The organism is Streptomyces rhizosphaerihabitans, from assembly GCF_025399795.1.
Lineage (GTDB): Bacteria > Actinomycetota > Actinomycetes > Streptomycetales > Streptomycetaceae > Streptomyces > Streptomyces rhizosphaerihabitans.
Window position 1 is genome coordinate 137460 of sequence record NZ_JAODTZ010000021.1, and the last position, 12907, is coordinate 150366.

Genomic DNA, 12907 nt, shown 5'->3' on the forward strand with positions numbered 1-12907 from the left:
GCCATGAACCAGACCGCACCCGCCATCACGCCGCCCGCCCTGCAGTTCACGGATGTCAGCCACGTCTACCAGAACCAGCGACGCCGGACCACTGTGCTCAAGCAGATCGACCTGGCCTTCGAACGCGGCACCTTCTACACCGTCCTCGGCCCCTCGGGCAGTGGCAAGACCACGCTCCTCAGCCTGGCCAGCGGGCTGGACAGCCCCACCAAGGGAACCATTCGCTTCGACGGACAGGACCTGGCCGAACTCGGCCTGGGCCGCTACCGCAACAAGCACGCAGCCACCGTCTTCCAGCAGTACAACCTGCTCACCTATATGACGGCGCTGCAGAACGTCATCACCGCCATGGAGATCACCGGCGCCAAGCCGGCCACGGGACGGCGCAAAGCTCATGCGCTGGAACTGCTCGCCAAAGTCGGCCTCGACCCCGACACGGCCGACCGCAACGTCCTCAAACTCTCCGGCGGGCAGCAACAACGCGTCGCCATCGCCCGGGCCCTCGCCTGCGACGTGGACATCCTCTTCGCCGACGAACCGACCGGAAACCTCGACGAGGACACCGCCGACGGCATCATCGGCATCTTCCAGGAGCTGGCCCACACGCAGAACAAGTGCGTCATCGTGGTCACCCACAGCCAGACCCTCGCCGCCCGGTCCGACCGGACGCTGACCCTGCGCAAGGGCAAGGTCGCCGTGGGAGCCGCCTGAGCTTCGGCTCCTCCCCACCCCGGCCACGTTGCGCCCCCGCCCGCAGGAGGGGCGGGGCGCCGACCGGCGCCTCACGAGACATGCCCTCAGGTAGATTCCGGGCGACTCTGCCGCGCATGCGGCGCAGGCCGGCCAGTGTGCAGTGGCCGACTGCGCCGGTTCGGGCGAGCCGATATCGAGGGTGATGGTGTGTTCGGCCTCGACGGTGAGGCCGCCGGCCGTGTATTCGGCTCTTCGGTCGGGGCCGTTTCCTTGGCTCCCAGGAGCCCCGCACACGTACTCCTCGCAGGGCTGTGGCCCAGAGTCTCCGGCCCCAGACGGTCACCGCATGGAACGCCCTGAGCCACACCCGGACGACTCGTCGGACAACGTCTCCGGCGCACTCCTGCGGTACCTCCGGCCTCAGATGCGGCGTTTCCCGCGGTTGGCGGGGCGGTCCAGGAGGCTCACGACCCAGCCGAAGGAGAAACCGAGGGGAACGGTGACCACGACGACGTTCTCCAGCGGAAACCAGGCGAAGTCCTGCTCGGGGAACAAGGCCAGCGGGGTACCGGAGAGAGCCCCGCTCGGGACGTTCCCGGCCGTCTCGGCGTAACCGCCACCCACAGCAGAGCGCCTCGCAGGCGGACCTTTCCGGTCACCTTCAGCCTCAACGCGGCCTCAATGAGGCCCCAGAAGACCAGACCGAAGGCACACGGGAGCATCTCGCCAGCTCGGAAAGGGTCCCGAACTCGCCCGCAGCGGACCTCCCTTCCAACGCGCAGAAACTCTGCCCCAGGTACTCGGGGCGCAGCCTCTGTGGCCGTTGTCGCAGGCCAGCACGTATACGCAGAGCATGACTCCGAGTCAACAATATGCCGAATCGATCAAGGCCCGCCAAGCCCAGCGAGGATGAACAGCGGGCTCAGTCGGCTCGTCTCCATCGCGGCCCATTGATGGACAGGCCCCACCGGCCGCAGGGTTGACACGCGGCCATACTCGCTCACGTGAGGCCAGCCGCAGTCCGCCGCCCCCTTCCCACGCGCGATAAAGCAACGGAGTCGCTTCACGCAAGACATGCACGGAACGTCACCCGCTCGCTACCCTGAGATTCCAGGTTTTGGGTGCGACGGGGGGATAGACGTGGACGCTTTGACGCTTGCTGCGGCTTCCGCGGTGGTGGGGACAATGGCTACGCAAGCTTGGGAGCAGGCGCGCCAGGCGGTGGTGGCGTTTTGGCGGCAGCGGCATCCAGAAGAGGTCCCGGCCATAGACGCGGAACTCGTCTACGGTCACGCCCAAGTGACGGAGGCGCTGGCGGTCGGGGACCGTTCAGTCGAAGAGGCACTGATCGGCGATTGGCAGCGAAAACTCCGTCGACTCCTAACGGCGGACCCGACATTGGGCGCCGAGTTGCAGCGCGTACTTGACGAGGAGCTGACGCCGCTGCTGCCGGATGTCGAAGCCGCCCGGATCACCAAGATCAGGATGAGTGCCAAGGTCTCCGGTCACGGCAGGGCGTATATGTCGGCCCGCGACATGACGATCAACGAGGGTCCGTCATGACACAGGTACCGCCCTCATCTCCGCGCGAGGAGCCCGATCAACCCGAAATGTACGCCGCAGTGAGCGACGACGGCATAGCACATATGGCCCTCGGTGACATGAAGGTGGACAACAGCTCACGCACCAAGCACATCTTCAAGCAGATGGGTGCATTTCACATAGTGATGCTGGTGGCGGTCGCGGTTGTCGCGATCCTTTCCGTCGCATGGCTCGTCATACGCGTGACCGACGACAACGCAGGACCGTCGGACACAGCCCCCGTGAGCACAGAGATCACCATCGAGCCGAGTTCCGGTCCACTGGGGACCCCTGTGCACATCTCTGGCAGCGGCTTCGAACCAGGAAACATCGTGCAAGTGCTCTGCCAGGATCCAATGAGTCCGCAACTTGGCCAGTTTCGCGCTGCAGACGATGGTTCGTTCACTGGCGAGATCCGCATTCCACAGGATGAATGGATCAGCCATGTTGGTATGCAACTCGCGATCGTCGCGGCCAGCGGACAGGCCCAAGACTCAGACCGACAGGGGTTGGCCTTCTTCGCGGTGCGCCGGTGAGACGTCGTCTCCCGCACCTGGCGGCTGGAGCCCTCAGCAGGTCATAGATCTGGTGTCGCGCCAGAGCCTATTGGGGCTGCCGGAGGACTTCTCTGTCCACGTTCCGGAGGGTGGTGTAGTGACGCTGGCGGGCGATGGCTCCGGTGTCGTTGCTCATGGCAACCCAGGGGGACGGTGAGTCGCCGGCCGCCTCCGAGCCGCTCTGATTCCCGCCCGAGCTCGAGTCGCCGTAGGCGACGCGTCCGAGTTCAACTGTGAAGGTCGGGAGGGGCGGCGCCCTACCCCCGCGTCATGCCTCACACCCTCCGTTCGGTCGACATCGAGGACGAGACCATCGCCGAACTGGAGATGCTCATCGGCTACGACGACCTGGTCGGCGAAGCGACGAGGATCAGCAACCGACTGCGGGGCCCGCTGACGCAGATCCACCCGTCGCTGGAGCAGGTGCTGGGCCCGCGAGTCCAGCATCCGACCGTACTCAAGCTCGTGGACCAATTCGTTCGCCAGCACAGATCCGCAAAGAGGCTGCCGACGGCTCCGCAGGCGCGCGCCCGGGATGCCCTCCTGGGCCGTTTCCAGTACGGGCAGTTTCCCCGCGCGCTACAACAGGGCCGCAATCGACGCCCACGCCTGGGGACGTTCCCGGCCACATCAGCGCCGCCCGCCACGCACAACAGGGCGCCTCGCAGGCGGCCCGTCGGAATACCTGCGGCCTCAACGCGGCCCCAACCACGCTCCCGCGCGCCGGTTCAAGCCGTTGCCGCCACCCACCCGAACTGAGGTCCGCCGCATTCCCACAGGTCGGGGCAGCATCAACTGCAGCCGATGCAGACACCGTTGAACTCGCGAGCAGCGGATTCAATCCGTTGACCCAAAGCCCTGAATCCATGCCCTCGGTTTGGCGTTTCCGCAGGTCACAGGCCTGCGCGGTGGGGTGGGCGGGACTCGAACCCCCCGGCCGACGGATGATGAGTCCTTTGAGGATCTTGGCGGCCCTTGCCGATCTACGCCCATCCTTGGCGTTTTGGCTGGTCAAAGTGGGTGAGCTGTGTCGGCATCCATTCGCCTTGTCAGTCTGTTCCTATCCTTGCGTCCCGAACGCGTCCCCAATCGATCGCTCGGCCAACCCGGTCCGGCTGCGCCAAGCCGTTACCGTAGCCCGTAAAGGGGGCTCGAACTCGCGCGCAGTGGATCCCCTGGCCGCCTCCTTGTGGTGCACGGTCCGTCACCCCGGACCGCGGTGGTCACCGTGTTTCGCGCTGCCTGTCCAAGGATCACGCAGGGCACGGATGTACTCGCGCGGCATCATGTCCGGGCGTCGCCCGGGTACGAGGAACGGACGGCTGCCGGGCGTCTGCCGGACCAGGTCGAGGACTATGCTGCTGTTCGGGCGTCCCAGACCCTGGCGGCTTGTCGTTGCTCGACACAGATGGCTGCAGGGAGCGGACTCTTCGTCTGTGACCCGGCGCATCCCTGGAGGAACTGGGCGGGTCCGGTGTGCTGTCGGACCGGCCGTTGCTCCGCCGACCGTACGCCCTGCCGGCAGCGCGCCATGGGGCCGGGATCCCCGGCGTCACCCCGTCCGCTGCCGGATGGTCCACCGAATCGAGGCATCATGCCCCGGCCGCAGCTCGCCGTCTACCGCCATGGCCGAGGGAAGCGGGTACTGATCACCCTGGCCGGTGAGATCGACCTGGAATCGACCCCCCTGGTACGCACGGCACTGGCGCGATGTCTGAGCGACGGCATCCGCACCATCGACATCGACCTCACCCCTGTCACCTTCTGCGACTGCACCGGCCTCAACGTCTTCCTCCACGCCGCGCAGCAGACCACCGAGGCCGGAGGGACCCTGCGACTGCACCACCCGCCGCCGACACTGGGCCTGATCCTCGACCTCACCGGCTCCGGGTTCCTGCTCCTCGACGATCCGCTCGGGTATCTGTCACCTCCGCTCGGGGATGTCCCGGCTCCGACCGCCCAGACCCCGCGGCGCCGGGCTGTTCCGCTTGCCTCTGCGCTCTCGGGTGATGCGCCGTGACGGCCTGGGCGGGGCGGGGGCAGCCACGAAAGCCCCGTGGCTGCGAATCGTCCACTATGGAAGCGGTCCGGTTACGTCGGGTGAACCGCGGGCTGGCACAGGATCTGAGCGGGAAGCTGACGGATCTGTATGTGGACTCCCACGAGACATCATCGCGTCCTGATGCGTACGGCCGTCCCAGCCGCCGACAGTTCCTGAACCGTCTCACAGCCGACATCCGGCGGCCGGGCTTCGCGATGGTGATCGCGGAGACGGACGGACTGGTGGGATGTGTTTTCGGATTCCCGATGCTCAGCGACGCCTTCGGGTGGATCGGGTTCGACCGGGCCCTACCGCGCGGCGTCGAACAACTCGCAGCGGCCGACGGCATCTTCGCGATCACCGACATCCTGATCCCCCCGCACCCGCAGGACGCGCACGTGGCTCTCCGGTTGCAGGAGCGGCTGCTGGCCGACCACCAGGCGTCATTCGGCGCCACCCTGGTGGACCGGGCCGATCACCCCACCCTCAACACGCTCCGTTCCTGGGGATGGCTGGACGTGGGAGCGTTCTGGAAGCCGACCGGCGCCACGCGGCTCCGGGCGCTGATCCTTCCCGTCGGCAAACCAACCTCCCTGAGGCCGGGGGGGCTTGCGCACGATGCCTGGACGCGGTGGCCTGGGTGAGGCCCGACAGCCGGTCGGCCCGCATCCAGGTGCTGGTCGCCGAGGCGGCGGCCCTGCGTGGTGCCCGGATCGGTGTGGTGGACGTATGCACACGGTCGTCCCGCTCACACCTGGCAGGGGCCGCTGGGATCGGGCAGTCGTCCCTCCGGAGTCCACACAACAGCAGCGGAATCGATCATGACGGCACTGACGGACAGACCACGCCACGCCTGACACCGACCGACGGACGGGCCGGTTCGGAGATCCGTTCCTCCGTCAGCGCCTCGGTCGTGGTCACTTGCGACGGCCCGCCCGATTCGCCGCCCTGCGATGCACGCCGTGGACAAGACACTTCGGCACGGGACGGGTTGAGCGTACGGTCCGTTCGGCTGGTCCGAGGTGCCCGCCGCCGGGCATGTGGTGAACGTGGGTTGCTTCCTGGCCGAGCAGGACCCACATGAACTACTGCTGCTCTCCTACCACATGGGCCGCTGGAACCTCCTGGTGATCCCGCCGCGGACGGACCCCGTCTCAGCCGCCTGGCTGATGGCCGCCGCGAGCGACCCTCTGGGCACGTCGACCGCGAGCCGGCTGATGGCGGAGGCGGCTCGCCTGCGGACAGTGTCCGAGAGCGACCGGGCCGTGGAGGCGGTCTGGGACTCCGAAGGAGGACATGAGGTCCGCGGTCCGGCCGCACCTCCCGCACGTCCACGGATCCCGCTCGCCACCGCCACGCTGCCGTGTCAGCCGGTGGGGAGGTGAGGATCATGCAGACGTTCGTGATCCTGGCGATGTCGGTCCCGCGGTGCCCCTCATCCGCCCGCTCAACTCGCAGCACAGCGACCGCGTCGCCGCCTTCCTCACCATCCGCCCAGAGTCATCGCCCGGGACTGGTCCGTCCCGTCCGTGACGGTGCGGAGGCGTCGCTGAGGTCGGCGCCGGTGGCGGCGTCCCGCTGGGAGTGGCCGGTGCCGTGCCAGTCCAGGCACATGACGGTCGCGTCGTCTTCCAGGTGGCCATGGCCGGCGTCGACGATCGCCCCGATGAGGGCGCGAGCGGCTTCGCGGGGATGCAGGGCGCGGCTGCGGACGATCAGGTCCGACAGATCCAGGGCCTTGGCATTGCGCTCCAGCATGCCGTCCGTCAGCATCACCAGCCGATCCCCGGGCCGCAGGTCCAGCGACTGCACCCGGTAGGCGTGAGGGGCGTGGAAGCCGAACGGCCTATCGACCTTCGGAACGATCTCCCGTACCTGGCCGTCCCGCATCCGCAGCGGCCAGGGGTGGCCGGCGTTGACGAACTCGGTACCGCCGTCGAGCAGACTGATCCGCAGCAGCTGGCCGGTGACATAACCCTCGCGGCCGTGTTCCCCCACAGCACGGTCGGCTTCGTGGGCCTGCTCCTCAAGGCTCGCACCGGCCCTCCGTGCCCGGCGCAGGGCCCCGACCACGAGGGTGGCCAGGAGTGCGGCGTCGACGTCGTGACCCATGGCGTCGGTGATGGAGAGCTGGACGGTGTCCCGGTCGATCACGTAGTCGAAGGTGTCACCTCCGACGTGGTCGGCGGGCTCCAGCGCCCCGGCGACCGCGAACTGCGCCGCCTCGCACGCCAGCGACGCCGGGAGCAGCCGGTGCTGGATCTCCGCGGCCAGGCTCAGCGGGGTGGTGCGACGGCCCCACTGGTAGACGTCGGTGAAGGAGCGGTTCGCGATGACGATGTACGCCAGAGCGTGCGCGGTCTCGCCGACCTCCCGCATCACCTCCGCGTCCGGAGCCGCGGGCAGGAACAGTTCGAGGAGCCCGATGGCGTCCCCGCGGTTGGTCACCGGGGCGACGATCCGCACCAGCGCGCCCTCGCCCTTGTCCTCCACACTCGGCCGCTGGGTGCGGATCACGTTGTCGTACAGGGTGCCCCGCAGCGTGATGCGCCGGGCGGGTTCGTCGGTATCGACGCTGCCCGCCGCCCCCAGCCGTACGACGGAGCTACCGGTGAAGTCGGTGATGAGGAACGACACCGACACGGCCCCGAGATGTTCCTTGAGCATCCGCGCGACCACGTCGAGCGACTCCACCGGCGCCGCAGACTCCGCCGCCTCCAGCGTCCCCGCCAAGGTCATCGCCCCGCCCCGGCCACCCCCGCCCTTCGCAGGATGAGAGGCCCGCCCGCTGTCCGGCGCTCTTGCGGTCACAGCGGCTCCTCACTGCTCGATGGCGCTCAGGACTCCGCCCCGCAGGCGCGAAAGACCTGTGCAAAGTCCAGCATCGGACACGTCACATTGCATCACGGAACCCCGGTTCCGCCCCGCCCACCAGCCTCTCCCGGACCATGTGCGACCAGGGCCCGTCCCCCGGGTCCTGCGCTTCGACATGCCCCGAACGCAGTCACGCGGCTGCCAGGACGATGGCCGTGTAGTGCGCCGTGAAGGCGGCGATGATCAGGAAGATGTTCGCGTGGTCCAGCCGACGCAGGACCGCTTCCCCGCGTGGACCCCACGTTCCGCGGTGGTAGACCGCGCTGGTACCGAACAGCAGGCAAGCCGACACCGCGTACACCGAGCAGACCCCCACTGCCGCAGCCGAGCGCGAAACGGCGATCAGGACGATGCCGCCGACCAGCGAGAGCGGGAACACGTCGGCGTGCAGCCAGCCGCGCATCCTCGGCTTCAGCGCAGCCGCCGCACACTCCACCCCGCCTTCCAGCCGGCAGTCGGTCGGCTGCGCCGGCAGGCGCATCAACCACCGGAGTGCGCAGGACGTCGGGCGTGGTGCCGGGGGCGGGGCCGGGAGTGTCGTCCGTGTGCCGGCGGCTGAGTGTCTTCGGCGGTCATGCGCTCATATTCTTGAAATCGGCGGAAGAGTGCGATCCGGTGCGTCGCCGCGGACCGCGGGTCAGGTGCCGGCCGTGTGCCGGGACGCGGTGCGGCGGTATTCGGCGTTGATGCGTTGGGCTTCTTCGAGCTGGTCTTCGAGGATGATGATGCGGCAGGCGGCCTCGATGGGGGTCCCGTGGTCGACGAGTTCCCGGGCGCGCGCGGCGATCCGCAGCTGGTAGCGGGAGTAGCGGCGGTGCCCGCCTTCGGAGCGCAGTGGGGTGATCAGGCGGGCTTCGCCGATGGCACGGAGGAAGCCCTGGGTGGTGCCGAGCATCTCGGCGGCCCGCCCCATCGTGTAGGCGGGGTAGTCGTCGTCGTCAAGACGGCCGAACGAAACGTCTGCTGTCACTTGCACCTCTCTGCGGTACGCGTCGAGGGGCCCTGGCGCCAATGGCACCAGGGCCCCGAAGGAACTGCAACACCATCTGCCGGCCCTAGTACTTCGCCGGCCTTCTGTTTCCGCGGACCCGACCGAAATGCTGCCGGGGGCGCGGGGATCGCGGTTGCTTGACCGGAGACCACCTCACTATCGATGTCCTGCGGTACCCGGGCTCAGCATTTCCGCCCGGGCGATCCTGATGGCGCCTGCCTCCTCCGTTTCTTCCCTCTGGGATCAATCACTTACCTACTGCTGGTACTGCTCTACTGCGTATTGCTCTGTGGCCTGAGACAGCGCCACTCTTCGCCAGCCAGCCCCGTCGCCCGTCCTGCGTCTGCTCCGGCTTGGAACCCCACTGCCGAACCTCCCGGTGCGCGCGTCCGCAGCCGACGCCTTCACCGAGGTGCTGCTCATTGCCTTCACTGCTGGTACTGCGAACTGCACTTACGGGTAATGCCACTGCGGTACTGCTCACGGCAACCCCTGATCACTGCGGGCCACCCGGTCCGGTCGTCAGTCCCGTCGCCGTCCTGCAACAACCCTGGCTTCGAAACTCCACCACCGCACCGTCCTGCGAACTGCAACTGCGGTACTGCTGCCCGGCAGTTCGTCTCTGCCGGGCCCTGCTGTCCCTCTGGACTACGAGAGAAACCATAACCAGGCGATCACCCAATGTCTACTCCAGCCAACATAGATTTTCGCGTGTTTGACGGTGGGGTAATCGACCTCGAACGGCGACGGGTCGGGACGCGGCCGTCACTGCCCGGTCAGCGGCTGCAGGACGGCGGGATGCGGTGGGTGTAAGCCGACGTCACCCGTGGGCCATGTCCCCGGTGCCGGATGGATCACGTAAGCCATAGGAGAGCGCGATTGATGCGACGCTCGGGAAAAGTACGAGTCACGCCACCCGCAGTAACATGGATGGTGGGTTGGCTCACTCTCACGTGCAGCCGCCCGGAAGGGCGACTCCGGCGTGTTTGCGCCGGAGTCGTTGTCACAGCCGAACTGGCGGTTCCGGCCAGGCCGCGACCTTCCAAAGGGCGCGGCTCGCACCGATGGGCGTCCCGCTCAAGAGGGACAGCGCATGATCCGGGCAGCCGAGATCCGCGAGTGGCGCACCCCTGACACGGGCTGCCGGCTGTACGACGGGGTGGCCTACCGGTCACCCGCGGCGTTCGTGGTCCCGACGGTCCTCGCGCCTCCAGCGCGCCCGGTTCTGTCGGCTGTAGAGGCGGTCCCAGCGGTCCTGCCGGTCTCGGCGCTCCTGATAGTCCCGGTAGCCCTTGCGGTCGGAACCGTCGCCACGGATCCAGCCTCCCCCGCGATCTCGGCCGTAACGGGTGGCGCCGAAGAGCAACGCGGCCGCGGCCACCCACCAGAGGGGATTGAGAAAGCCGAGGCCGAACAGGACGACGATCGGCACGAGAAACAGAACGAACACGGCGGGCCTCCCCGGAGCGGAACAAACCATCACTGCCGGGGGCCAGGGCCTGTTCACACAGCGTAGCCCTTCCAAGAGGTTGCGGATAGCGCACCGTGTCCACGGCGTCCGACGGAAGCGGTCGGAAGTGGTCGGAAGCGGATGGCCACTTGACGTCTGTCCGGGGAGTACGGCGAGGGCTAACGTGCGTGGTACGGCCCGAGCCCCCGGCAGCGTCGATCACCTCTCGCGCTCCCTCGGGGGCGCATCTCACGCATCAGTGCTGGACTCCTTCCCGTCGCCAACGGGCCGCTCCCGCGCCCGCCGTCGCCACTGGACCCTGACGCAGCTTCGATGCGCCCCAGGCGGGCACCCTCGTGCCGTCCGCCGCGTCGCACGCATACCACCGCAGGCGGTACACATGTACGCGCTGATCGTTCCGGCTTCGACCCCCTTCGTCCTGCTCGCCGCCGTGATGGGCCTGTCCTGGTGGGAGGACCGCATCCTGCCGACGCCATCGGCCGAGCCGGTGAACGCTCCCGCCGAGGCTCCGTTCGCCCCGGCGGCCCCTGCCCAGCTCGCGGAACTCCCGCTTGTCGAGACTGCGTTGACAAGGGAGGCAGTCGGGCGTTGAACGACAGCACGGCGTAAGCCATGCCGCTCCGGGTCACCCGGACGACTCATTCCGCCTTCCGCTTCGCCCGACCCCGCGAAAGTCAGGATTTCCCGCGATCCGGAGGACCGGCACCGATCCTGTGGATACCTACCGCCCGGCAGGACCCGGACACCAACGCGCAGACCGAGGAACCACGGCTCGCGTTCAGGCAGTACCGGGAGATCTCTCCCGCTGAAGCGCGGAGGTAGGTGAGGCTTCTTCGGCGGAGCGGACGGTACAACGGGACGACTGCCCGGCTGACGGTGTCTCACCTGCGATCAGCGCCCCGGCACGGCATGGGAGCCGCCCGATCACCGCCGTGTATACATCGTAGTGCCCCTCTCCGGACCAACCAGGAGACCGGCCTCGGGACTATGCTGCGTACGGACGTCCCAGACCCCGGCGGGCCACCACTGCTTGGCCCGCATGCCTGCGGAGAGCGGATCACCTGTCCGCCCGCCCCGCGCATCCCCGAGGTAACCGGCTGGGTCCTACGCTCCGGAACAGCGGCTGCTGGATCGGTCATTCACCTGCCTGCACGACCGTACGACCGTACCGCGTACCCGGTACGGTCTCGTGAACCGAGGCACCCTGCCCATGGGTATCCCACCGATCCTGAACGTCTGCCGCCACAACACGGACAACCGGGCGCCGGTCACCCTGACTGGCGAGATCGACCTGCAATCGGCGCCCTTGGTGCACACACCGGCAGAGCGGCACCCGCACGACGGCATCCACACCATCGATGCCGATGTCACCGCCGTGACCTCCTGCGACTACAGCGGCATCAACGGCTTCCTCCACCCCTTGCCGCACAGCGCCACGAACGGAGGATCCCCTGCAACTACACCAGCCCAGACCGGCATTGGAACGCCTCGTCACCCTCGCCGGCTCGGACTCCCTCATCCTCGCCCTTCCAAATGCCTTCGCCGGGAGCCGACCGCCCTCGCGGCCCTCTCCCATGCACCGGACCACGCACCGGCTCGCCCCGGCGCCGGCTGCTCTCCCGGGCGGGGTGCTGCGACGGCCCCGGCCGGGCCGATCCGATCGCGGGGGCGCCCAGACCACCAGCCGTTCACCACACGCACGACGCCCCTGAGGCAGGGTCGGCTCACCAGTTCCGGCCGGGCCTTGACCTTCGCCTTCGCCGGGATCCTGGTTCGTCCGCACGCGCGGGGCCGGGGCGAGGCTCGGCGCCTGCAGGAACGGCTGCTCACCGAGCACCGGGCATCACTCGGTGTCACCCTGACGGACCGGCCTGACCTGCCGGTCCTGGCCGCTCTCCGCCGCTGGGATCGGAGGGACGTCGGAGACGGCCGCAGGGCGGCCGACGGCGCCGTGCTCCTGACGCTGGTTATCCCCTCGGGGGTGCGAACGGCGGCGAGGTTGGAGGGACTTGATCTCCGCTCCTGGACCCGGTGGTCGCCATGATCCCCGGCAGTCGGTCGGCGCGGATCCAGGCTCTCGTGGCCGAGCAGGCGGCCCTGCGCGGCGCCCGGGTCGGCGTCCTCGACGTGTGCACGGCGGCGGTGGCGGCACTGCCGGTCGGCGGGGCCGGGCTGTCCGCGATGTCTCGCGACCGGGCGAGTCATCCGCTGTGCAGCACCGACTCCGTCAGTCAGCATCTGGAAGAACTCCAGCTCACCCTGGGCGAGGGACCGTGCGTGGACGCCTTCGTCCTCGGCTCGACGGTCCTCTGCCCCGACCTGTTGGCCGGTGAACTCCAGCGGCATTGGACGGTGTTCGCCGACGCGGCCCTGGAAGCCGGTGCCAGAGCGGTCTTCGCCTTCCCCCTGCAGATCGGGGCCGTCAGCCCCGGCGTACTCGACCTGTACTCCAGCAGCTCGGTCGAGCTGGACGCGGAGGAGGTGGCCGATGCGATGGCCTTCGCCGACGCTGCCACGTTGATTCTGCTCGATGCCCGGATCAGTGAGACGGGTGTCCCGTTCGGCACCCACGCGCCCGACACCGACGCGGCCGGCACCGACCGGCCGGACGCCGCACCCTTCGACGACCTGGGCGGATACCGCGCCGAGATCGACCAGGCCACCGGCATCCTCATGGTCCAGCTCGACGTCGGCTTCGA

11 protein-coding genes and 3 pseudogenes are annotated in these 12907 nt (G+C 68.4%); 9 read left to right on the plus strand and 5 right to left on the minus strand.

Annotated features, from left to right (window positions below):
* Positions 1–3: 3 nt before the first annotated feature.
* Positions 4–711 (plus strand): ABC transporter ATP-binding protein, encoded by a 708-nt coding sequence (locus tag N4G66_RS22130; RefSeq protein ID WP_261705880.1) that lies wholly within the window; start codon positions 4–6, stop codon positions 709–711.
* A 402-nt stretch (positions 712–1113) separates the two neighbouring features.
* Here the strand turns inward: N4G66_RS22130 and N4G66_RS22135 are convergent, their stop codons facing one another.
* A complete protein-coding gene (locus N4G66_RS22135) occupies positions 1114–1317 on the minus strand; it encodes a hypothetical protein (protein WP_261705881.1) in 204 nt (67 codons plus the stop codon).
* Positions 1318–1878: 561 nt separating this feature from the next.
* Here N4G66_RS22135 and N4G66_RS22140 point away from each other — a divergent pair.
* From N4G66_RS22140 to N4G66_RS22165, 6 genes and pseudogenes are all read left to right on the plus strand, one after another.
* The gene (locus N4G66_RS22140) at positions 1879–2256 is read left to right on the plus strand and encodes a hypothetical protein (RefSeq protein WP_261705882.1); all 378 of its coding nucleotides are present in this window, start codon (positions 1879–1881) and stop codon (positions 2254–2256) included.
* Complete coding sequence (locus N4G66_RS22145) at positions 2253–2810, plus strand: hypothetical protein (RefSeq protein ID WP_261705883.1); 558 nt, start codon at positions 2253–2255, stop codon at positions 2808–2810. Before N4G66_RS22140 ends, N4G66_RS22145 begins: the two co-directional genes overlap by 4 nt.
* A gap of 285 nt (positions 2811–3095) precedes the next feature.
* A pseudogene (locus N4G66_RS22150) lies at positions 3096–3305 on the plus strand (IS110 family transposase); the annotation flags it as partial.
* A gap of 1120 nt (positions 3306–4425) precedes the next feature.
* Complete coding sequence (locus N4G66_RS22155) at positions 4426–4851, plus strand: STAS domain-containing protein (RefSeq protein ID WP_261705884.1); 426 nt, start codon at positions 4426–4428, stop codon at positions 4849–4851.
* Positions 4852–4931: 80 nt separating this feature from the next.
* Entirely contained in the window at positions 4932–5516 is a 585-nt protein-coding gene (locus N4G66_RS22160) for a hypothetical protein (protein ID WP_261705885.1), read from the plus strand.
* Between the two features lie 375 nt (positions 5517–5891).
* Positions 5892–6257 (plus strand): annotated as a pseudogene (locus N4G66_RS22165) (DUF5994 family protein); the annotation flags it as partial.
* Positions 6258–6372: 115 nt separating this feature from the next.
* Here the strand turns inward: N4G66_RS22165 and N4G66_RS22170 are convergent.
* The 4 genes and pseudogenes from N4G66_RS22170 to N4G66_RS22185 form a co-directional block, all read right to left on the minus strand.
* Positions 6373–7611, minus strand: a complete 1239-nt coding sequence (locus N4G66_RS22170; protein WP_261705886.1) for a PP2C family protein-serine/threonine phosphatase — start codon at positions 7609–7611, stop codon at positions 6373–6375.
* Positions 7612–7921: 310 nt separating this feature from the next.
* A pseudogene (locus tag N4G66_RS22175) lies at positions 7922–8322 on the minus strand (hemolysin III family protein); the annotation flags it as partial.
* A gap of 61 nt (positions 8323–8383) precedes the next feature.
* Positions 8384–8716, minus strand: a complete 333-nt coding sequence (locus tag N4G66_RS22180) for a helix-turn-helix domain-containing protein (protein WP_261705887.1) — start codon at positions 8714–8716, stop codon at positions 8384–8386.
* Between the two features lie 1192 nt (positions 8717–9908).
* Positions 9909–10187: a hypothetical protein gene (locus N4G66_RS22185; RefSeq protein ID WP_261705888.1), complete on the minus strand. Its 279-nt coding sequence runs from the start codon at positions 10185–10187 to the stop codon at positions 9909–9911.
* A gap of 400 nt (positions 10188–10587) precedes the next feature.
* Here N4G66_RS22185 and N4G66_RS22190 point away from each other — a divergent pair, with 400 nt between their 5' ends.
* Both N4G66_RS22190 and N4G66_RS22195 read left to right on the plus strand, forming a co-directional pair.
* On the plus strand, positions 10588–10800 hold the full coding sequence (locus tag N4G66_RS22190) for a hypothetical protein (RefSeq protein WP_261705889.1): 213 nt from the start codon (positions 10588–10590) through the stop codon (positions 10798–10800).
* Positions 10801–12248: 1448 nt separating this feature from the next.
* The coding region (locus N4G66_RS22195) for a GAF domain-containing protein (protein WP_261705890.1) at positions 12249–12907 on the plus strand (659 nt) is incomplete at its 3' end.

Coding starts and splice junctions, on each gene's coding strand:
- N4G66_RS22130 (WP_261705880.1), top strand. CDS start 4: ATGAACCAGACCGCACCCGCCATCACGCCGCCCGCCCTGCAGTTCACG.
- N4G66_RS22140 (WP_261705882.1), top strand. CDS start 1,879: ATGGCTACGCAAGCTTGGGAGCAGGCGCGCCAGGCGGTGGTGGCGTTT.
- N4G66_RS22145 (WP_261705883.1), top strand. CDS start 2,253: ATGACACAGGTACCGCCCTCATCTCCGCGCGAGGAGCCCGATCAACCC.
- N4G66_RS22155 (WP_261705884.1), top strand. CDS start 4,426: ATGCCCCGGCCGCAGCTCGCCGTCTACCGCCATGGCCGAGGGAAGCGG.
- N4G66_RS22170 (WP_261705886.1), bottom strand. CDS start 7,611: ATGACCTTGGCGGGGACGCTGGAGGCGGCGGAGTCTGCGGCGCCGGTG.
- N4G66_RS22190 (WP_261705889.1), top strand. CDS start 10,588: ATGTACGCGCTGATCGTTCCGGCTTCGACCCCCTTCGTCCTGCTCGCC.